Annotated in this window: 16 protein-coding genes; 12 read left to right on the top strand and 4 right to left on the bottom strand. The window is 61.9% G+C overall.

Annotated features, from left to right (window positions below; all coding sequences use genetic code 11):
• The first annotated feature begins 365 nt into the window (after window positions 1-365).
• From PCOSP_RS13465 to PCOSP_RS13410, 12 genes are all read left to right on the top strand, one after another.
• The gene (locus PCOSP_RS13465) at window positions 366-2,240 is read left to right on the top strand and encodes a 3-dehydroquinate synthase (protein ID WP_464711658.1); all 1,875 of its coding nucleotides are present in this window, start codon (window positions 366-368) and stop codon (window positions 2,238-2,240) included.
• Complete coding sequence (locus PCOSP_RS13460; RefSeq protein ID WP_139642467.1) at window positions 2,237-3,127, top strand: UbiA family prenyltransferase; 891 nt, start codon at window positions 2,237-2,239, stop codon at window positions 3,125-3,127. Before PCOSP_RS13465 ends, PCOSP_RS13460 begins: the two co-directional genes overlap by 4 nt.
• Window positions 3,124-3,897, top strand: coding sequence for an EboA domain-containing protein (locus tag PCOSP_RS13455; RefSeq protein ID WP_464711657.1), 774 nt, complete (start codon window positions 3,124-3,126; stop codon window positions 3,895-3,897). Before PCOSP_RS13460 ends, PCOSP_RS13455 begins: the two co-directional genes overlap by 4 nt.
• A gap of 38 nt (window positions 3,898-3,935) precedes the next feature.
• Window positions 3,936-4,820 (top strand): TatD family hydrolase, encoded by an 885-nt coding sequence (locus tag PCOSP_RS13450; protein WP_464711656.1) that lies wholly within the window; start codon window positions 3,936-3,938, stop codon window positions 4,818-4,820.
• On the top strand, window positions 4,817-6,046 hold the full coding sequence (gene eboE, locus PCOSP_RS13445) for a metabolite traffic protein EboE (protein ID WP_464711654.1): 1,230 nt from the start codon (window positions 4,817-4,819) through the stop codon (window positions 6,044-6,046). Before PCOSP_RS13450 ends, eboE begins: the two co-directional genes overlap by 4 nt.
• Window positions 6,036-7,490, top strand: a complete 1,455-nt coding sequence (locus PCOSP_RS13440) for an alkaline phosphatase family protein (protein ID WP_464711652.1) — start codon at window positions 6,036-6,038, stop codon at window positions 7,488-7,490. The genes eboE and PCOSP_RS13440 overlap by 11 nt, the downstream gene beginning before the upstream one ends.
• A complete protein-coding gene (locus PCOSP_RS13435; RefSeq protein ID WP_139642453.1) occupies window positions 7,460-8,599 on the top strand; it encodes a hypothetical protein in 1,140 nt (379 codons plus the stop codon). The genes PCOSP_RS13440 and PCOSP_RS13435 overlap by 31 nt, the downstream gene beginning before the upstream one ends.
• Before the next feature lie 12 nt (window positions 8,600-8,611).
• Window positions 8,612-10,993, top strand: coding sequence for a hypothetical protein (locus PCOSP_RS13430; protein ID WP_175362874.1), 2,382 nt, complete (start codon window positions 8,612-8,614; stop codon window positions 10,991-10,993).
• A 62-nt stretch (window positions 10,994-11,055) separates the two neighbouring features.
• Window positions 11,056-11,976, top strand: coding sequence for a hypothetical protein (locus tag PCOSP_RS13425; protein ID WP_175362875.1), 921 nt, complete (start codon window positions 11,056-11,058; stop codon window positions 11,974-11,976).
• 116 nt (window positions 11,977-12,092) lie between these two features.
• A complete protein-coding gene (locus PCOSP_RS13420) occupies window positions 12,093-13,385 on the top strand; it encodes a hypothetical protein (protein ID WP_464711649.1) in 1,293 nt (430 codons plus the stop codon).
• Window positions 13,386-13,388: 3 nt separating this feature from the next.
• Complete coding sequence (locus tag PCOSP_RS13415) at window positions 13,389-15,200, top strand: hypothetical protein (RefSeq protein ID WP_464711647.1); 1,812 nt, start codon at window positions 13,389-13,391, stop codon at window positions 15,198-15,200.
• Window positions 15,201-15,233: 33 nt separating this feature from the next.
• A complete protein-coding gene (locus PCOSP_RS13410) occupies window positions 15,234-16,283 on the top strand; it encodes a hypothetical protein (RefSeq protein ID WP_464711645.1) in 1,050 nt (349 codons plus the stop codon).
• Between the two features lie 529 nt (window positions 16,284-16,812).
• On the opposite strand, the gene PCOSP_RS13405 is transcribed toward PCOSP_RS13410, so the two are convergent.
• The 4 genes from PCOSP_RS13405 to PCOSP_RS13390 all read right to left on the bottom strand — a co-directional run bounded on the left by PCOSP_RS13405 (window position 16,813) and on the right by PCOSP_RS13390 (window position 20,636).
• Window positions 16,813-17,589 (bottom strand): alpha/beta fold hydrolase, encoded by a 777-nt coding sequence (locus PCOSP_RS13405; RefSeq protein ID WP_464711643.1) that lies wholly within the window; start codon window positions 17,587-17,589, stop codon window positions 16,813-16,815.
• Window positions 17,590-17,612: 23 nt separating this feature from the next.
• The gene (locus tag PCOSP_RS13400) at window positions 17,613-18,119 is read right to left on the bottom strand and encodes a cytochrome P460 family protein (protein WP_175362879.1); all 507 of its coding nucleotides are present in this window, start codon (window positions 18,117-18,119) and stop codon (window positions 17,613-17,615) included.
• 22 nt (window positions 18,120-18,141) lie between these two features.
• A complete protein-coding gene (locus tag PCOSP_RS13395) occupies window positions 18,142-19,215 on the bottom strand; it encodes an alpha/beta fold hydrolase (protein ID WP_464711641.1) in 1,074 nt (357 codons plus the stop codon).
• Between the two features lie 83 nt (window positions 19,216-19,298).
• On the bottom strand, window positions 19,299-20,636 hold the full coding sequence (locus PCOSP_RS13390; RefSeq protein WP_464711640.1) for an epoxide hydrolase family protein: 1,338 nt from the start codon (window positions 20,634-20,636) through the stop codon (window positions 19,299-19,301).
• Between the last annotated feature and the right edge of the window lie 689 nt (window positions 20,637-21,325).

The raw sequence follows: 21,325 nt of genomic DNA, 5'->3' as shown, positions 1-21,325 counted from the left end.
GGGCTTGCCCGCGATGACGGCGGTACAGTCAACATCACCGCAAGCTGATCTACCGCCATCGCGAGCAGGCTCGCTCCCACACGGGATTTGGAGTGAACGCAGTATTTGCATACACCATCAAACCCTGTGGGAACCGGGCTTGCCCGCGATGACGGCGGCACCTGTCGGCGAAAAATCAATTTGCCATCAAATCGCCTTGCAAAAAGACGATGCCCGACTAGATTCAAAACTGTCTTCACAAGCGCAACCCAACGCACCTGGGTCAGCCCCTCAAGCGAGAGCCTCTATCGACCTGAAAACCACCAGACGCTGCTTTTAGATTACTGACACGGAATAAGTCAAAAATATAAAAGAGGGATGCTTTGATGAAGCGTAGCCGGTGGTTTCGTGCACTCTCGCAAAAAGGTCCAGCCACGCCTTTCTGGCTGTCGCTGATCTGCTTCTCAGGCCTGGTGATCGCCAGCTTCGTGCTGTTCGAACAGCAGATCCAAGACTTCCTGACCCATCTCAACCTGTACCTGCCTACGACGCCGTCCCAGAAACTCAACCTGGCGTTGTTGCTGATTGCCCTGCTGACGCTGGACGTGGTGTTACCGGTGCCGTCGAGCATGGTTGCGCTGCTGGCCGTGGCGATGCTTGGCAGCGTCGGTGGTTACCTGGTGATTTTCCTCGGGCTGTGCCTGGGGGCCGGGCTGGGTTATGCCTTGGGCGCCGGTTATTTCCGACTGCTGTCCGGCCGCTTGGGTCTGCATCAGCGTCAACCGGGCCAGCTGGGGTATCGGTTGGGCACGCTGTCGTTGATCTGCCTGCGAGGCGTGCCGGTGTTGGCGGAAACCTCGGTGGTGGCGGCAGGGATGCAACGTTACCCGCTGCGAGCGTTCGTGCCGGTGACGGTCCTGGCCAACGCAGGCCTGGCGCTGGCCTATAGCGCCATCGGCACCTTCCTCGTCGAGCAGAATGCGTTGCTGGTGACCCTGCTTGCCAGCATGGTCTTGCCCGGGTTGTTCATCGCCGGGTACAGCCTGTTCAAAAGCCTGCGCAAACGCGACACCGAGCAGCCCCTGCGCGGGCGTTTCGAGGTCAGTTACGACTACCCGGTGATATTCACCGATCATCTGTTCGACCCGCTCAATCCCTGCCTTCACCGCCAACTCACCACCCGACAACGAGGCCCGGTGACGGTCCTGGTGTTCGCCGATGAACAACTGCTACACAGCGTCCCATCGTTGCCGGAACAGATCGACGCCTACTTCACCGCCCACTCAGCGGACCTGCGTTTGCAGGCGCCACCGATTGCCGTACCGGCCGGCGAACTGAGCAAGGATTCCCAAGTGCTGCAGCAGCTCTACAGCGACATGCTGCAGCATGGCCTGGACCGGCATTGCTATGTGCTGGCCCTGGGCGGTGGTGCGGTGCTGGATGCGGTGGGCTATGCCTGCGCCACGTTCCATCGCGGCATGCGCCTGATCCGAATCCCTAGCACCGTGCTGGCCCAGAACGACGCGGGCATCGGCGTGAAGAACGGCATCAATGCCTTCGGCCAGAAGAATCTGCTCGGTGCGTTCTACCCCGCCACGGCGGTGATCAACGATTTCCAGCTGCTGATCAGCCTCAGCCATCGCGATCAGATCGCCGGGTTGGCCGAAGCGGTGAAAGTTGCACTGATCAAGGACCAGGCTTTCTTCCAATGGATGGAGCAACAGGCCGACGCCCTCGCCCGCTTCGATCATGCCGCCAGCCGCTATGCCATCCGCCGTTGCGCCGAGCTGCACCTGGCGCACATCACCGGAGCCGGCGACCCGTTCGAGCGCGGCAACGGTCGCCCGTTGGACTACGGTCACTGGGCGGCGCACAAGTTGGAAAATCTCAGTCATCACCGGCTGCGCCATGGTGAAGCGGTGGCGGTAGGCATCGCCTTGGACAGCCTGTATGCCAACACCCTGGGACTGTTGAGCGATGCCGACAGCGAGCGCATCCTGCGTCTGCTGCTCAAGCTCGGCTTCAGCCTCAACCCACCGGAGTTGAACCTCAAGGATGCACAGGGTCGTTCGCCAGTGTTGCTCGGGCTGGAAGAGTTCCGCCAGCACCTGGGCGGGCAACTCTCTATCCCCATGCTCAATCGGATCGGCGAATCCCTGGACCTGCACGAGATCGATGCCGCTCGAATGGAGCAGGCATTGCAGCGGTTGTCCGCCCTCGGTGATCCAGCGCTCGCCCTGAGCGAAGGCTGCGCGCAATGAGCCAGGCACCGCTGAATATCAAGACCTGGATGACCCTGGGCCGGGTCTCCAACCTGCCCACGGTGTGGACCAACACCCTGGCCGCCGCCCTGCTCGCCAGCAGCGCCGGAGCCCTGGCGCCGCCGTCGTCCCTGGTGTGGCTCCTGCTGCTGGCCGCTCTGTCGCTGCTGTACCTGGCCGGCATGTTATTGAATGACTTGCTGGACGCCGACTGGGACCAACAACACCACAACCCCCGCCCCATCACCCTGGGCCTGGTCAGCCGCCAGCAAGTACGCTTGGCTACCGCATTGCTCCTGATGCTCGCTGCCGCCGCTCTGCTGGGCCTGAGCCGGCTGATCGATCAACCACACTGGATGCTGGGCAGCGCCACCCTGCTGGTGGCCTGCATCCTCGGCTACAACGTGCTGCACAAGAAATACGCCCACAGCGTCTGGCTGATGGGCGCCTGTCGCTCGGCACTCTACCTCACGGCGGCGGCCAGCCTGGCGATTCCGCCGGGGCCGATCTGGCTGTGCGCGATGCTGCTCGGCGTCTACATCAGCGGCCTGACCTATCTGGCCCGCCAGGAACACCGTAATCAGTTGCTCAGCCGTTTGCCCCTGCTGCTGATGCTGAGCCCGTTGGTGCTGGCGTTCTACTCCAATAGCCTCTGGTTCTGGCCGGTCATGCTGCTCTGGCTGGGATGGCTGGGCCGCAGTTACTGGCGTCACCTGGCGCAACCACAGCAACGGCAGGTACGGGCGTTTATCGGTGCCGGGCTGGCGGCCCTGCCACTGTTCGATGCCCTGGTGCTGGCGGTGGCTGACCAGCCACTAGGCAGCCTGGCCTGTGTCTTGGTGTTTTTCCTGCTCCCACACTTCCAACGCTGGGTCAAACCGACATGAACACGGACGTTACCGCGCCGTCATCGACGGTCTTTGAAATGCGTCACGATTGCCTCGCCGAACATCACCAGTTGCTCACGCAACAGCTCGACGATGCCGAGCGGCAATGGTGGAGTCAGGCACGGGAGCAGCTTGCCCAACGCCCGGATGCGACGACCACGGCGCTGTTGAGCAGCCAGTGCAAGCGTCATATCAAGGAGCATGCACTGCCCGGCAAGGCCGACTGGAGCACCGTGCAGCTCACACGGGCATTGTTGCTGGTCCAGGTGCTGGAGCAACAGCCCGCCGCCGAGCAATTGCCCTTGCTCCGCCAGTTGTTCCTGTGGGGCGACGACCAGGAAAAGATCGCGCTCTTGAAAGCCCTTGATTGGCTCGACAGCCAGGGGGCATGCGTGGAGCTTGCCTTGCAAGCCGGGCGCACCAGTAACAGCCAGGTGTTTGCCGCTCTCGCGCTGGACACCTTCTATCCGTCACGTCACTACGACGACCGGGCCTTCCATCAACTGGTGTTGAAGGCCCTGGGCATGGGACTCGACGTGCGGCGCCTGCTCGGCCTGACACAACGGCGCAGCGTCAGTCTCAACCAATTGGCCCTCGACCTGCTGGCCGAACAACTCGCCGCCGAGCGGACGGTGTCCGCCGGGTTGCCCCGCATCATCGATTTCGACCTGCTCAGCCCGGCGCAACGCCAGCGCCTGGTCGGCCTCGGCCAGCAGCAACGCCTGCCACCGGAATGGCACGACGACCTGGCCCACATCTCACTGAACTGATGTTCAACGGTTCCCTGCCTTCTTGATGAGGACTCACCATGCCCAAGTACTTCGATCCGCATATTCATATGGTCAGCCGCACCACCGATGATTACCAGAACATGGCGGCCGCCGGCATCACCGGGGTCATCGAACCGGCCTTCTGGCAGGGCCAGGCCAGGACCAGTGTCGGCAGTTTCATCGACTACTTCGATACTCTGCTGGGCTGGGAGCACTTTCGCGCCAGCATGTTCGGCATCCATCATTTCTGCACCATCGGCCTCAACCCCAAGGAAGCCAACGACCTGTCGATCGCCAACGAAGTACTGGAGATCCTGCCACGCTACCTGGTGAAGGACGGCGTGGTCGCGGTCGGCGAAATCGGCTACGACGACATCACCCCGGAAGAAGATCGTTTCCTCGCCGCGCAACTGGAACTGGCCAAGCAGTTCAATCTGCCGGTACTGGTGCACACCCCGCACCGCGACAAGATCGGCGGCACCAAGCGAACTCTGGCGGTCATTCGTGAAGTCGGGATTGCCGAGCACTTGGTGATCATCGACCACCTCAACGAATTGACCCTGCCCCTGGTGCTGGATACCGACTGCTGGCGCGGCCATTCCATCTACCCCAATACCAAGATGTCGGAACAGCGCATGGTCGCCCTGTTGCAGGAATACGGCACCGAGAAAATGGTGGTCAACAGCGCCGCCGACTGGGGCATCAGCGACCCGCTCAAGGTGCCGAAAACCGGCCAGGCCATGTTGGCGGCCGGCTTCAGTGAAGCGCAGGTCGAGCAGGTGCTGTTCCACAACCCGGTGGACTTCTTTGCCCAGAGCGGCCAATTGGACAAGACCCTGGTCAGCACCCCATTGCCCATCGACCAGCGGCGGCAGTGGCAGGAAAATTCCGCCTTGCGCGGCCAGGAACCGGTGATCAAATGAACGCCGGCACGGGTTGGCAAGCCGCGCAGGTCGGCTATTGCAGCAACGTGCACCCGACCCGTGACCTGGCCGGGCTGCGGTCTTCCATCGAACAGCATTTCAAGGGTGTGCGCACGTTGCGCAGGCTCGACGAACAGGACAGCGGCCTGTGGATCAGCGCCCTCGCCGCCGCCGAACTGCAACAAACCTCGGCGCGCGCGGCCTTCCTCGACCTGCTGCGATGCAGCGGGCTGCGCCTGACCTCGCTCAATGGTTTCCCCTACGGCCAGTTTCATCAGGGCGCGGTGAAGGCCGAGGTCTACCTGCCCAGTTGGGCCGATCCGAAGCGGCTGGTGTACAGCCTGAACCTGGCGAGAATCCTTGCCGAAGCCTTACCGGTGGACTGCCACCAAGGGGTGATTTCCACCGTGCCACTGGGTTATGCCGCCCATTGGAATGCAATCTTGCACCGGCGCGCCGAGCATCAGTTGCGCCAACTCACCGCCTCACTGCACAGGCTGCATCAGGAGACCGGCAAGAAGATCGTGTTCTGCCTGGAGATGGAACCGGACTGTGTGCTGGAACACACCGACCAGGCCATCGCCTTCTTCCACCGCCTGCAAGCCAGCGATCCGCACCATGATCATCTGGCGCTGTGTTTTGACGTATGCCACCAGGCCGTGGTCTTCGAGGACTGTTATCAGTCACTGGATAAGCTGCGCCAGGCGCGGGTGCCCGTGGGCAAGATCCAGCTGTCCAACGCCTTGATCTGCCAACTGCCCCAGGATGTCGAGCGCCGCGAGCAGGTCCTCAAGACCCTGGGCGATTTTGCCGAAGCCACCTACCTGCACCAGGTGAAAGCCCGTGACGGGCAGGATCGCCTGGCGGCCTGGGCGGACCTCCCCGCCGCCCTCGACGAATGCACGAGGAACCCCGGGCACAACCCCGAGTTGCGGATTCATTTCCACATTCCGCTGTTCAGCGAACACTTGCTGTTGCCCGAACTCAGCGGCAGCCAGATCGCCCTGGCGCAGACTTTCGATTTCCTCGCCGGCCACGAGGATTTTCGTCCGGTACTGGAAGTGGAAACCTACAGCTGGGGCGTCCTGCCGGAGCAACTGCGTCCCACCAGCGCCCATGCCCAACTCCAGGGCATCGCCAGGGAACTGCGCTGGGTCGAAGAGCAACTGCGCCACCGGCACCTGCTGCAACCTCAAGCGAGGGAGGCGTATGCCAATGCCCGCTGAGCGCCCGTGCCAACCGCTGCTGCTGATCAACGTGGTGGGGCTGACCCCGGCGCTGCTGGGCGCGTCGACGCCGCACATCAATGCGCTGCTGAAGACGGCCAAGATGGCGACCCTGCAACCGGTGTTCCCGGCCGTCACCTCGTCGGTGCAAGCCTCGATCCTCACCGGGCTGACACCCTCTGAACACGGCATCGTCGGCAACGGCTGGTATTTTCGCGACCAGGCCGAAGTACGTTTCTGGCTGCAGCCCAACGCCCTGATCCAGGGTGAAAAGGTCTGGCATACGCTCAAGCGCCGGCTTCCGGGGTTTCGCTGCAGCCAGTTGTTCTGGTGGTACAACATGTACGCAGACGTGGACGCTGCCATCACGCCACGCCCGCACTATCCCGCCGATGGTCGCAAGATGTTCGGCCTGTATTCGGCACCGCCCACGTTGCATGAACGTATCGAACAGCAGATCGGCGAGTTCCCCTTCCCAGCCTTCTGGGGACCGGCCGCCGGCATCGCGTCGAGCCGCTGGATCGTCGACTGTGCCATCGCCGAATTCGCCATCAACCGTCCCGACCTGCAGTTGATCTACCTGCCTCACCTGGACTACAGCCTGCAACGCCTGGGCCCTGATCATCCGTCGATTGCCGGGGAAGTGCGTGCCATCGACAGTGAGGTAGGTCGCCTGCTGGACTTTGCCCAGGCGCAAGGCGCAGCGGTGATGTTGCTCTCCGAATACGGCATCGAGGCCGTCCGCCAATCGGTGTCTATCAACCGACTGTTGCGCTCGGAAGGTTTGCTGCAAGTGCGTCAGTCCCTGAGCTGGGAACTGCTCGACCCAGGCGCCAGTGCCGCGTTCGCCGTCGCCGATCATCAGATCGCCCATGTCTATGTGAAACAGGCGCAGGACATTCCTCGGGTCAAGGCGCTGCTGCTGCGCCAACCCGGCATCGAGCAGGTGCTGGACAAAGCCGAACAACGGGCCTGGCACCTGGACCATCCGCGCAGCGGTGAGCTGGTGGTCGTGGCCGAGCCGGGGCATTGGTTCGACTATTACTACTGGTTCGACGACCGCAAGGCCCCTGACTTTGCTCGCACCGTGGACATCCACCGCAAGCCGGGCTACGACCCGCTGGAGCTGTTCATCGACCCGGCCATTCGTTTCCCAAAACTGAAAGTGGCGCGGCGCCTGCTGCAGAAGAAGCTCGGTTTTCGCTACTACATGGACCTGATTCCACTGGACACCGGACTGGTTCGCGGCAGCCATGGACGCCTGCCCGACAGCGAGCTGACCGGCCCGCTGCTCATCACCAATTGTGATCTGCCATTGCCCCAGCAACTTGCGGCCACGGCGGTGAAACAACTGCTCCTGGAACACTTCCTGGGGCGCCCTCACACCGACACGGCCAATGCCAAGGAGCTTCCATGCGGCGAGCCATTACCATCACAGTTCTGAGTGCCCTGGCCGGATTGGCCCAGGCCGAGAACACCGGCCCCTTCAACTGCGACAAATTCCTGCAGTTCGGAACGAACGTCGACCAGACCCGATCCGCGTTCAACACCAGTCCCGAAACCATGGCCTGGAACTGGTTCGTCTGTTTGAACCGGGCCGACGCCAACGGCTACAACCGTCAGTGGGAGTTGTTCAAACCTTCCGATCAGGTCTATCTGGCCAATGGCGCCAACCCCGGTTCATATGACAGCCGTATGAAACTACCGGATGAGGTGATCAGGCAAGCCCGAGCCCTGGGGCTGAATTCGAGTCGTCTGTTTCATAACCTCAACGCCGTCCAACAGGTCGACGGCCTGAGCCTGGAAATGGGCGGTAAAGCCGTGCCCGAGGCACAAAAAGGTCACGTCGTGCGCTTTCAACTGCTGATGGGCCAGGACACCTACGACTACATCGTCAAAAACAACGTCTACAACGTGGATGGTCAAGCGGCCCTGACGAGCAACCTGAACTTTCCGGCCACGGCCTGGGAGTTGAAAGCCTCCTGGCTGTGGATCGGCACGGACACGAACTACAAGACGCAGCTGGAAAAAGATGGCTACTACGTGGCCCAGGCCTACTACGCCGTGGGCTCCAGTTATCAGGTCGGTTATGCGGCGTTGAGTGGTTTGCATGTCGTCAACAAGCTGGACGCCAACTGGGTCTGGACCACCTTCGAAAACATCAATAACCACAAGTACACCGTGACCAAGGGCAAGCCACCCAAGCCGATGACAAACCACACCGGGCCGACACCGGATGCCATACCGGTCAATGCCCGGTTCCAGGCCAGTAACCCGCCGCTGTCGAAGTACGAGCTGATCGGCGTGGAATTCCAACCGATTACCCAGGTCCTGGCGAACTCGCAGCTGGAATCGGCATTCCAGGACTCATCGTCCTGCCTGGCCTGCCACAGCACCGCCGCCTACTCGAAGAACGACGGCTACTTCAATTTCGCCATCCCGAGCTCAGGGGGCCTCACCTACCCCACTGCACCGCTGCCGGACAAAGCCTTCAACGGCTACAACAAGCTGGATTTTGTCTGGTCGCTGAAACGCGCCCAGTGGAAACGCTAAGGAGAGCACGACATGAGCGTATTGAATTTCCCCCGCATCTACCTCAACGGCGAGATGTTCTGGAATCCGCCGACGGCCAACAACAACGATATGTTCCCGCTGTATGACGCAGTAAACATGGACATCAACTGGCCGTTCATGCAGCACTTCGGCATCGACAACAACAACGCCCCCGACACACTGATGCCATGGACCCTCTCGACGCAGCACATGGCTAACATGCCGACCTATGTGCAGCAGGTGCCCGGCAATATCAATCCAAAGCATGACCCCTACATGCCCGCCGAATGGGATCTGTTCGGCGACAACGGTTGCGGCCTGGTGAACTACGGGAAAACCACCTCGACCGTCATCGGCGGCGAATTGCAGGCCAATACCTACATCGACCATGATTCGCTGGTCGGCAAGCCATACCAACTGCTCGGCAGCCCCCTGGGCAGCTCTGCCCCGACTCCGGCGCGCTTCGTGGACATCAGTCCATGGCAGAACACGTTCACGGCGTTGTATTTCGACAAACTGGTGCTGGGGGACGGGTCCTGCGGCCTGACGCTGAACCGCAAGTACCGGATGATGGACCGCTTCCTGAACTTCAGTTGGGGCGCCCTGGGTGGGCTGGTGAATGTCAGCACCACCTGGCAGACCTGCTTCCCCAAGGAGAATCTGGAATGGCTGATCGGCAACTCATCCCTGCTGAACAACCTCCAACAGCAGATGAAGCAGCAAGGGGCGCAGGGCCTGATGTTCCGGTTTTCCGCCTACCTGACCTGCTACGACAAGAACGGGATATTCAACGATTACCCGCAGCGCCTCAACACCCGTTCCAACAACCCGGAAGTCATGGCGCATGTGCGCGAGCTGTACAAGAAGGGCTTGGACAACGTCAACCAGATTTTCTTCAACCCCGCCTACAGCCGCACCTCGGCGGTGCTGGGCCTGTGGTTCGCCAACGAATACCCCACCGCCCCCGCCGGGCTGCGCCTGGTGCCCAACCAGCCAGTGACGATGACTCAACCGGGACAGGATGATCAAAGTGCGAGCCTGGGGGTGATCTCGGCGCAGCTCACCGGCAACGTCCTGTCACTGGACCTGAGCAACACGTTTCCATGCTATCCGGTGAACCCCGACGCCGACATCCTCGTTCCAGAGAAATTCAACTCCGGCAGCTACCTGCTGGGCGTCCGCCAGCAAGGGCGATTCACCGCAGCGGCCGGCTTCGGTTTCGAGCAATACCAGCAATCGGCCTTCGAAAAACGTTCGGGCATCCTCGACCTCGTCCTCAGCTCCAATGCCAAGGGAGTACTGCAATCCGGCCCCCTACTCCTGCAACAGCGCAACGCGGCCCCAACCCCTTCGATAATGGCCGCCCATCAGCAACAGTGGACTGCCGAAGTGATCGAGAGCGGCAGCTTCATCGACGTCGGTGAGCGCAAGATAATGAGCATCATGGTGCAGAAAAATGGTCAGCCAGCCGCCAACACCACGTTGTATGTAGCGGAGTACGGCAATCCCTTCATGGTCACCAGCAGCAACTATTACCTGGCATTCAGCAACGCAGCCGACTTCACCCTGTTCTACGACAACCCGACGGACCGCAGCAAGAACACGGCCAATCTGCCGCAGTTCACCGATGCGGCTACGGTCGACCTCTATCGCAGCACCGGCAGCGGTCGTCGGCTGACCGATCTGCAAGACGTGTCCGACCCCGTGGGCTGCCCGGTCTTGTATCAAGACTTCCTCAAACATTCCGGCACACCGGTCGCCGTCGACCTGCGCCCCTGCCTGGTTCTCGATAAGGGTCGCACTGGCACCGGTACACTGCAGGACAAAAAGGCCAGCAGCATCAGTTACTCCTACGCCGTCATCACCACCAACGCCCAAGGCATCGCCCAGATAGGCTACCGGGCAGTGGCGCCGGGCTTCCCCACCCTGCGCTTCTTCGTGCAGGAGAACGGCAAAAATCCGGTCATTCCCTTCAGCTTCCCGATCACCCAGACCTTCGTCGACTTCCTTGCGCCGATACGGGTCCTGCCCGTGGACATGAAGTTGCAAGAGGACTTCATCAGCGCCTGGAATGGCATGTGTACCTCCACGGACGCCCCGGAAAAGATATGGAACACGTTCATCTTTCCAAAGGTCCTGCAAACCTTCTATTACCTGTACCCCATCATGAACAAGTACATGCCGCTCGATTCCCGCACGCGCGTAGAGGGCGCCGTCGATCAGTTGATCATATTGATCAGCAAGGAGAACCAGGATGAGAGCACCCTGGCGATGCCCATCACCCGCGACCTGTCACAAAGCCGCCGCGCCGTACTCGAGCTGTGGGCCAAGCGCCTGGTGAAGCTCAACTTTCCGCCCAAGACTCTCAGCATGAGTGACTACAACGGCCTTTGACAATTTCACCCAGGAACACCGGGTGGCGAGCCCGCCGCCCGGCACTTCACAGGAGTGTCGATATGAAAGCCAGCATTTTGAGCCGACTGTTGCTACTGATCCTGTTGTTCAGTCCGGGGCTTTTTGCCCAGGACAGCGGCGCGGTGTACTTCACCATGGGGGTGCATAACACCGAAGGCTGCAACGAACAGAACGGCAACTGCATCGCCAAACGCGCACCGGGCGACCCTTCCGATCCGTTTTTCCCGGCGTTCTGGATCAGCGACTGGACCATGTATCGGGTGATGCACAACTACGAGAAGAATCCGCCGCCCTACAGCAACCCACCCACCACCCTCGTTCCGGCGGACTACACCGTCTCCCGGGGCACCAGCTACTACGACACCACCTACATCCCGCCGGATGGCGACGGTTTCGGCGCGATGATGGAACACTACGAGAAATACTGCCTGCCGATCTTCCCGATCAAGAACAACAACTACACCTGCTCCTTCGTGTCCCTGGGCAACAAGGCGTACTTCCTGACCTATCCGCAGGATCGCCCCAAGGACATGCCGGCGTGCTGCATGTTCTCGCCGATGAACCATCCGCCGCGGCAGGATTTCATCCAGCACCTGCCCTACAGCGCCGCGCGCAGCCAGAACCTCAATGGCAGCGTGCAGGCCTATGCCCTGGACCTCGACTCACCGCAGGGGCCGATCCTGTTCGGCTACGCCTTTTACAAGCAGATGTCGGGGCATCCGCCCTACCGGCCGCCGCAGTCGTTCTATTTCTCCGGTGACGCCAGCGTCGCCAATGCGCCCATCGTCAGCCAGAACTACACCAACTTCCGCATCGCCAAGCCCGACCCGGCCCAGACCTGGGCACAGGTGGCCGCGATGTGTCCGTCGAACCCACCGCCCTGCCAGTTGTTCGAGCCTCCGGCTTCGCAGGGCAACGGCCAGAAGGCCCAGTGGAACAAGCTGATGCAGCGCAAGCCCTGAAACTCACAAGGATTTGAAAGGGGTATGCGGCAAGGAGACTGTGGCGAGGGCGCTTGCTCCCTCGCCACAACAAGCTTCCTCGCCGCCAGTGAATCGACTCAAGACGAAGGATTGCCATGAAAACGTTCATCCTGATATTGCTGGGGATCGTCAGTCTGCCGGCCCTGGCTTTGAACCAGACCCGCGACCAGAGCACACCGACACAGGCCAGCACCCTGAACTGTCAGCCCCCCACCACGGCGCCCTCCGCCAACGCCAGCCAGGACCTGTTCGATCAGTACAGCTGGCAGATGTTCATCGCCATGAACTGGCCCGCCCAGAACGGGCAGCGCGGTGATCCCGACTGCAGCAAACAGCCAGGCGACGCCGGCTACACCGTCTGGCAAACCTACAAGACCGTGGAAGAAATCTTCCTGCCGCAGGGGGCGAATCCGGGCCCCTGGAATACCCCGCAGAAAGCCAAGAGCCTGGGCATCATCAACATTGCGGCATTGAAAAACAGCACCCAGGTGAACGCCGTCGACCAGGCCGTCGGCGGTTGGCTGATCGACCAGGCCGGCAACCCGACCTACTACGATATTTCGGCCAACGAGAACTCCTACGACTACATCGTCAACAACCAGTACTACAACGCCGATGTCGTCTCCAAGGCCAACAACATCAGCTTTCCCAACGGCGTCATCGAGATCAAGTCGAGCTGGCGCATCCTGACCACCAGCGACAATGCCAGCCGCTACCTGACCCAGCTCGCCCGCGTCGCCACGTTCGATGACCAGGGCCAACGCACCGGCGTCACCGAGGCCTACCTGGGCCTGGTGGGCCTGCACATCATCACCAAGGTGAACGGCTATCCGCAGTGGATCTGGTCGACCTTCGAGCAGATCGACAACGTACCGCCCAAGGCGCTGGTGCACGGTCAGTGGGTCGACCAGCCGGCATCGGGCATGGCCTATTCCTACTTCAACGCCAACGCCCCCGCCGCCAGCCTCAACCAGTCGCCCTGTGACTGGCAGACCCAAGGCGCACACCTGGTCTGCGTGCCCAAGTCCGGGACCACGTTCCAGACCCCCAACCCATTGAACCGGGTCACGCCGATTGCCGAGGTCACCGACAAGGTGAACGCTGACTACCGCAGCAATCCCGACCTGCAGAAAAGCGTGTTGAAGTACTACCAACTCATCACCACCCAACGCCCGTTGATGCCGGACAACCCCAGTAACCCCCTGGGCCAGCCGACCCCGTCGCTTTCGGCCAACGTGACCATGGAAAGCTACATCCAGCCCAACAGCAGTTGCATGAACTGCCACTCCATGGCGACGCCGGTCAAGAGCCCCTACAAGTCCGATTTCTCCTACCTGTTCAAATTCGCCAATTCGCCGGTCATCAAATCCATCAAGGACGAGGAATAAATCATGAGCATCCTGAACGGACCTCGACTGAATTTCTGGGGCGGCATCCGCACCGACGTCAGCCTGCCGAACAACTCCCCCACCATCCCCTTCGATGGCAACGACAACTGGCCGCTCTTCGACCTGACCACCTCGACCCTGGCACCGGGCGCGCAGTCCTACACCGACGACCAGTTGAACGACATGATCAACGCCCCCAACGGTGACTACTACACCGCCGGCGGCTGGAATCACTACGGGCAGCACGTCGTCGACATGCAGAACGCCTTGATCAGCTCCCAAGGGATACCGGGCGGCATCAGCACCACCGGCGACCTGGTGGGCCAGCCAGTCTACCTGCTTGGCTCAGTGGATCCGGTGACTCAACAGGGCCCGGTTTCCGGTCCGATGATGGTGGACCTGGACCCCACCTCCTCGACCACCACCCAGATCTTCGTCGGCGGACTGCAGATCGGCGGCAACAGCGACATTCAGCTGTTGATTCACAGCAACACCGTGTGCAGCAGTTTCGACGTGGCCGGGCGAGTTCTGCTGCCGGCGAAGATGGACGCGCCGGGCTCCTTCCATGCCAGCGGCACGTTCCAGTTGACCTTTCCCCTGAGCAGTATCGTCAGCTGGAACCAGAACAGCGCCGGTCTGCGTTCGATCATCCAGGCGCCAGGCGCAACGGGGATCGTCCTGCGTTTCGTCATGTTCGAGATGTGTCCGACGATGACCACCGAGCAACTGGACGCCGACTACGCGGCCGGCAAGTACACGCCCAACCCGAGCATTGGCCGGGTCATCGGTACATTGGCCCCGGCTTTCGCCGACGAGCCGCTGAGCTGCCAGCCAGGCCGACAACTGGTCAATCAGGCCACGGGGAATGCCGGCTATGCAGATCTGGGCACCCGCAACGGTTACCTGAGCATCGACATGGTGAATGTCATTCCGAAGGAAACCTTCCGCGCCGTCAGGGACGACATCACCAGCCCCATCGGCCCCAACGCCAACTACGGCCCCGTCACCATCTCGGCCGGCACCACCGCCCTGGCGACCCTGGACCCGACCAGCAGCCCGCTGCTGAACTATTACGTGTATGGCGGCATCGTCGACTTGCCCATGACCGCCAGCCAACAGCAGGCGGTACAGACCAACGCCCTGGCGATTAACGCCCCCGGCAAGGTTGCCGGCACCACGCTGCAAGCGACTGAATCGATCTATCGGCTCTACGCCGACCAACGCAATGTCTATCTCGAGGACTACCCCAAAGGCCTGTCGATCACCCTGCAGGTCCGATACCTGGGCGGCCCGGTGACCAGTACCACCGAAATCGACCTGAAAGCGGCTCCACCTGCCGCGTATACGGAACCGCAGTATTGGGACTTCCTCGACTTCCCCGACTCGCTGACCGTAAACCCCGGCCAGCTTTCCGTCAGTTTCCCCGTCACCGTCAAATCAGACAGTGCCGCCCAGGCGGGTTTCGTGGCCCTGACCTGTACTGCCAACGGCCTGGACAGCAGCGCCTACTTCACCAACTTCCGCAAATACGCCCAGACCGATTTCGGCATCCCCAAGGGCACCACCATCACCTGGCCGCTGATGTACCCCAACGTCCTGCGCTTTCACTACCTGGCCTTCCCCGCCATGTCGCGCTACATCCCGCTGAACCAGCCCGACGCGATCATGGGCGCCAAGAATCCCATCCTGGCGCGGACATCGGACGCCTACAAAGGCACCACCCTGTTCATGCCCGTGGTGCGCTCGATGTCGCCCTGCCAGCGGGCGCTGCTGCGGGCCTATCTCACCGGTGAGCCGTGGCAACCGCCGCAGTGATCGCTTCCACCCTTCATGACGGAGAGCCGCTTCATGTCTATCCATATGCCTGCGCAACCCAGCCAGAACCTGCGCCCAAGCATGATCATTGCCGAGGGCCTGCTGAACCCTCGCGGCGTCTGTGTACGGGCCGATGGCAGCCTGTTGCTGGTGGAGGCCGGCTCCGGCCTGCCGGAACAGACCTTCAGCGGTCGCATCAGTCGCCTGCGACCCGACCCCCATCGACCCGGCGCCTACCTGCCCCGTGAAACGCTGGCGGATGGATTTCGCGCCATGAACATGCAGGTACGCATGCTGCGTGATGAAATCATGGGGCTGTCGGACGTGGCCTGCGGAGATGGCCGTCATCTGGTGAGTCAGACCGATTACGTCGAAGGCTCCAAGCTGCTGGACCTGCAATTCACACCGCCCGAACCGGTGTTTCGCAGCCGTGGCAATCTCAATGCCCTGTGTTACCACCCCTCTCGCCGCAGTTGGCTGGCGGTCAAGCCTGATACCAATCAGTTGGTGGAGTTCGTCGACGGCCAGGACGAGCGGGTACTGGTCCAGTTGCCCGAGCTGGACCAGGGCCAGGAAGCCGTGCCCGTGACGTTGGTGTACGAACCGGCGACAGACGCTGTGCTGATCAGCCTGTTCTCCGGCGAACGGCAAAGCGACCCCGCGCGCAAGGGCATCGACTTCGTCGACAAGGCGGGTCAGGTGATCCGGGTCCATCCCGGCAGCGGGCTGATCGAACGGCTGATCGATGGTCTGCAACTGCCCACCGGCCTGGCCCTGTGCCCGGCTGGAAACGTGCTGGTGCTGGAGCTCTGCGACCGCCTGCAACAACCCCTGCTGCCGGACTGGAACGGCGAACCGCTGCATGGCGGCTTCACCCGGTTCACCGGTCGACTGTTGAGCTGCAACCTGCAGACCGCCCAGGTCACCGTGCTCGCCCAAGGCCTGGATACCCCGTCTAATCTCTGTGTGGTGGAGAATGCTGTACTAGTGAGCGAAGGCATGGGCCTGACCGGACGGCGACTGCCCACACCCGACGGCCATGTCGTCCCGCTGGGCGGCAGGCTTCGGCGGGTGCAGCTTTAACGACTCGGGAACATTGTGGTAGCAGGATCTACGAGGTGACGCGGAAGAGTTGTGGGAGCGAGCCTGCTCGCGATGACGGCGGCACAGCCGACATGCCGCAAGCTGACCCACCGCTATCGCGAGCAGGCTCGCTCCCACCCTGGTTTCGGGGTACGCAGCATCTGCATACGCCGCCCAACCCGGTGGGAGCCGGGCTTGCCCGCGAAGACGGCAGTACAGTCAACATCAATGCAAGCTGACCCACCGCCATCGCGAGCAGGCTCGCTCCCACCCTGATCTCGGTCTGCTCACAACATCGGGAAATGCCCCCAATCCCTGTGGGAGCGAGCCTGCTCGCGATGACGGAGGCACAGTCAACATCACCGCAAGCTGATCCACCGCCATCGCGAGCAGGCTCGCTCCCACATTGGATTAGGGTGTACGCGGCATTTGCATACGCCATCGGCCCTATGGGCAATGGATGGCTTGATCGAAAGCCCCCCATGCATCGGGATTCGATGCGTGAGCGGCGCTCCTCAAGGCGCAGGAATCACTTCGTCGCAGCCGCTTCCTCGATCAACCGGGCCACCGGTTCCGGGTGGGACACCATCACCACATGGGAAGCCCCCTTGACCACCTTCACATCCCTCGCATCGGCGCGCTTGGCCATGAATGCCATGGCTTGCGGTGGAATGTTCTTGTCCTTGTCGCCATAGATGTACCAGGACGGAATGTGTTTCCAGGCCGGTGTGCCCGCCTGCTCATTCAATGCCGCCTCGGTCACCGGACGCTGGTTTGCCGCCATCAACGCGGCCTGTGCGGCAGGAACGTCGGCGGCGAACTGGTCATGGAACTTGCCCTGCTGGATGTACAGGTCCTTGCCGCCATCGGCCAATGGGACAGGCGCCGCCAGGGTCGGGCCGAGGGTGCTGCCGGGGAACTTCCCGGCCAGCCCGGCGACGGTTTCGCCCGCCTCGGGCGCGAAGGCGCTGACGTAGACCAGTGCCTTTACGTTGGCGTGGTCGTTGGCCGCTTCACTGATGACGTTGCCGCCATAGGAGTGGCCGACCAGCACCACCGGCGTCTGAATACTGCCCAACAGCGCCGAAACAGCAGCGCCATCACCCTTCACACTGCGCAAAGGGTTGGCAGCGGACACCACCGTGTAGCCGTCCTTCTCGAGGATCTTTACCACGCCATTCCAGCTCGACGCGTCGGCAAACGCGCCGTGCACGAGAACGACGGTAGGTTTTACAGTCTGCGCCGAGGCGCTGGCACCGATGAGCAGGCCCGCCGTGCAGGCCAGTGCAGCAATGACTTTTTTCATGGAGAACTCCTTGGATACCTGGTTTATGGAGCGAGACGCGTAAAGACAAAATCGTGGTTCTGCACCCGCGCCTGGTGGCAGGCGAAGCAGGTCTGGTGCTGGGCCTCGTCGGCGGGCTTGCCGTTGATAAAGCGACCGAACCCCCAGCCGCCGGTTGACGCATATTTCTTCGAGTCCTTGACCATCACCTGGACGGTGGTGGCCGCCCCAGGAATCGAGGCCGGCTCGAACTCCGGTGACTGCACATGCTTCCAGGCCAGCTTCACCAGGACCGTGCCATCGGGAAACGGCAGCGTCGAATCCTGGTAAGCCTTGATTGCCCGATCATTGCCCAGCACCGCTCGAAGCTCGTTCAGCGGCTCGGCTTCTTGCGCCGGCGCGATCAGCGGCCATGTGCGGTAGCCATCGGGAAGCTTCACCCCATAGATCGGTGAAGCCTCGCCGCTGCCGGCATCGCCCAGGGCAACGCCGGCGGCGATCAACGCCACCGATGCAACCGCGGCGGACGCCGCCAGATGCTTGAGTTTCATCGTTGCGCTCCCTCGTGCCGAGTCAGAGATGATCGGCATCGATCACGGCTTGGGCGAAGGCTTGCGGGGCCTCCTGTGGCAGGTTGTGACCGACACCCCCGCTGATCAGCCGGTACTCGTACTTGCCGGTAAAGCGCTTGGCATAGGCCTCGGCCGGTGGGTGCGGCGCACCGTTGGCATCGCCTTCAAGGGTGATCGTCGGCACGCCAATGGATGGGAACGCCGCCAGTTTCTTCTCCAGCGCGTCGTACTTGGCCTCGCCCTTGATCAGGCCCAGGCGCCAGCGGTAGTTGAAGATCGATACCGGGACGTGATCGGGGTTCTGCAAGGCGGCGGCGCTGCGGTCATAGGTCGCGTCGTCGAAGTCCCACTTCGGCGAGGCGAGTTTCCAGATCAGCTTGGCGAAGTCATGGGTGTTCTTTTCATAGCCCAGGCGACCACGCTCGGTCGCAAAGTAGAACTGGTACCACCACTGCAACTCGGCGGACGGCGGCAACGGCGCCTTGCCGGCTTCCTGGCTGCCGATCAGGTAGCCACTCACCGCCACCAATGCCTTCACCCGCTCCGGCCACAGCGCCGCGACGATGTCGGCGGTGCGCGCACCCCAGTCGTAGCCACCGAGCACGGCCTGCTTGATGTGCAGTGCGTCCATGAAATCGATCAGATCACTGGCAAGCGCCGCAGGCTGGCCGTTACGCACGGTTTTGGCCGACAGGAAACGTGTATCGCCATAACCCCGTGCATAGGGAATCAGCACGCGATAGCCCTTCTGGGCCAACGCCGGTGCCACATCGGTGTAGCTATGGATGTCGTAGGGCCAACCGTGCAGCAGGATGACCACCGGCCCATCGGCGGGGCCGACTTCAGCGTAGGAAACGTCCAGCAAACCTGCCTTGACGTGCTTCAACGGACCGAACGAGGTATTCGTGCCCGGAGTGATGGCGCCGATGGTACCGGCCGGCACCTCGGCAGCGCTGGCCTGTGACGAGGTCACAGCCAGGGCGCCCAACTGCATCATGGCAACCGCCAGGACAGCAGGCGCCAGCAGACGCCGGCGCCGCGGTTTTGAGGTGTCTTTCAACAGGGTCGTAGTCATGGTGAGTCTCCCTTGCGAACCGCCGCTCGGCGGTTGCGAGTTGTGAAATCGAAAGTGTCTGCCGGACGTACTGCGGTGCCGGATTATTTCGCCGCCGCACGCAGTGGCCGGAATGCTTCGCGCAGTTCTTCGCTGAACAGTTGCGGCTGTTCCCAGGCCGCGAAGTGACCGCCCTTGCTGACTTGGTTGAAGTAGGACAGCGACGGATAGGCGCGCTGTGCCCAGGTTTTCGGCGCTTGATAGATTTCGTGCGGGAACACGGTGATCGCCACCGGCACCTTGATATCCGAGGTCTTCTGCGCGGCCGCGCTGAAGTTATTGTTGTTGTTCTCCCAATAGAAACGGGAGGACGACGCGCCGGTGTCGGTCAGCCAATAGAGGCTGATGTCATCGAGCATTTCATCGCGGCTGAGCACGCGCTCAGGCTTGCCGTCACTGTCGGTCCACGCCGCGAATTTCTCGTACATCCACGCCGCCGTACCGGTGGGCGAGTCGGCCAGCAGGTAGCCGATGGTCTGCGGCCGGGTCACCATCATCGCGCCGTAGGCCGCGTTACGACCGAAGAACGTGCTCAGGGAGGTGTAGGCCCGGCGTTCCGGATCGGTCAGACCCGAGGGGGCCGGATCGCCGCTGTTGATCGGCTTTACCAGCTCCGGCGGCACGGTGGCCGGCATGTTCAGGTGGATACCCAGCAATCCGGGCGGCGCCAGGCGGCCCAGCGCATCGGAAATCACCGAACCATGATCGCCGCCCTGGGACACGTAATGGCTGTAGCCCAGGCGCTTCATCAGCACGTCCCAGGCCTTCGCCACCCGGTCGGGGCCCCAGCCCAATTCGGTCGGCTTGCCGGAAAAACCATGGCCGGGAATGGACGGGATGATCACATCGAAGGCATCTTCCGCACGGCCACCGTAAGCGGTCGGATCGGTCAGCGGGCCGATGGTTTTGAGGAACTCGAACTGTGATCCCGGCCAACCATGGGTAAGGATCAGCGGCATGGCGTTGGGGTGGCGCGAACGCACGTGGATGAACTGAATGTCGACGCCATCGATGGTGGTGATGAACTCCGGCAGGGCATTGAGCTTGGCCTCGGCCTTGCGCCAGTCATAACCATCGCCCCAGTATTTCACCAGCGCCTGGACCTGGGCCAGTTGCACGCCCTGGGACACGTCGTTGACGGTTTCCTTGTCGGGCCAGCGGGTGGCCGCGATGCGTTTGCGCAGTTCGGTCAACTGCGCTTCATCGACGTGAATACGGTACGGGCGAATAGCCTCCGACCCGGCCGGTGCGGCACTGGCGGTGGGGTTGTCAGCAGCCAGTGTGACGCCACTGCCGGCAAACAGGGCAAGACCGAACACGCTGACGAGGGCGGATGACGCCAGACAGCGTTGCCAGGTAAAAGCGGAAGAAGCTGCTTGCATAGTGGTTCTCCTTTTTGACTAATCGGCTCAAGCAGCTCGATCAAACCATCGCGATGCCCCATGGAGGATTGCACCATGGTGTCGGTCGATACCTAGGTATGACGTGCGCGGTTTCGTGTGCTGTCTCGACGTGGGTCATTTAAGGACGGACAGGTATCGCGGATGTGTCAGCAACAGCCTGTAAAGAAACAGTCCGTATCGACAAAGGGGCTGGATACATAGAGATACATTGGGGCTCAGCCACGGAACTGTGGGAGCGGGCTTGCTCGCGAAGGCGGCAGCACATTCAACATGGATGCAAGCTGACCCACTGCTATCGCGAGCAGGCTCGCTCCCACAGAGGATTTGGGGTGGGCATGAGTTCTGTGGGCAATTCGGACAACCCATGTGGGAGCGAGCCTGCTCGCGATGACGGTGGCACATTCAACATGGATGCATGCTGACCCACTGCTTTCGCGAGCAAGCCCGCTCCCACAGGGGATTTGGGGTGGGCATGAGTTCTGTGGGCAATTCGGACAACCCATGTGGGAGCGAGCCTGCTCGCGATGACGGTGGCACATTCAACATGGATGCATGCTGACCCACTGCTTTCGCGAGCAAGCCCGCTCCCACAGAGGATTTGGGGTGGGCATGAGTTCTGTGGGCAATTCGGACAACCCATGTGGGAGCGAGCCTGCTCGCGATGACGG

The sequence above is a fragment of the Pseudomonas sp. MAFF 730105 genome (genome assembly GCF_055380705.1).
This window is presented reverse-complemented; position numbering and strand designations above follow the sequence as displayed.